The sequence below is a fragment of the Seonamhaeicola marinus genome, assembly GCF_008085455.1.
In genome coordinates this window covers 1-769 of sequence record NZ_VSDQ01000501.1, presented here as the reverse complement: position 1 = coordinate 769, position 769 = coordinate 1, and the positions used below count along the sequence as shown (strand labels likewise).

At 37.5% G+C, this 769-nt stretch carries 2 protein-coding genes; both read left to right on the top strand.

The features are described from left to right. A partial coding sequence (locus FUA24_RS07945) for a hypothetical protein (protein ID WP_148541218.1) occupies positions 1 to 223 on the top strand: 223 nt, incomplete at its 5' end. A gap of 80 nt (positions 224 to 303) precedes the next feature. Next, a partial coding sequence (locus FUA24_RS07940; RefSeq protein ID WP_317131946.1) for a thiolase family protein occupies positions 304 to 769 on the top strand: 466 nt, incomplete at its 3' end.

Genomic DNA, 769 nt, shown 5'->3' with positions numbered 1-769 from the left:
AGACTCTATGGAGGCTAGCAACTACATTAGTGAGCACGACCAAAAAATAGCTAACAAATTAGCCTATGTAATGGCCGGTGGTGATTTATCTGAACCAACGCTAGTAACTGAACAATACTTACTAGATTTAGAAAGAGAAGCCTTTTTAAGCTTGTGTACAGAACGTAAAACCTTAGAACGCATACAGCACATGTTAAAAACTGGTAAACCATTACGCAATTAAAAATACCAGTTATTAGTTGATAAGTTTTAAATGATGAGATTTTCACTAAAAACTAATACTAAAAACTAAAACTTTAAAAAATGAAAACAGCATATATAGTAAAAGCATACAGAACAGCCGTAGGTAAAGCACCAAAAGGACTGTTTAGGTTCAAAAGAACCGATGAACTTGCTGCCGAAACCATTCAATATATGATGAATGAACTTCCGCAGTTAGACAAATCAAGAATTGATGATGTTATTGTTGGTAACGCAATGCCCGAAGGTTCACAAGGTTTAAACATGGCACGTTTAATTTCTTTAATGGGATTAAACAGTGTTGATGTTCCGGGTGTAACCGTAAACAGGTTTTGCTCCTCTGGAGTTGAAACTATTGCCATTGCAACAGCTAAAATACAATCTGGAATGGCCGATTGTATTATTGCTGGTGGCGCTGAAAGCATGAGTGCCGTACCCATGACAGGTTTTAAACCAGAACTTAATTATGACGTTGTTAAGGCAGGCCATGAAGATTATTATTGGGGCATGGGCAACACTGCTGAGGCTG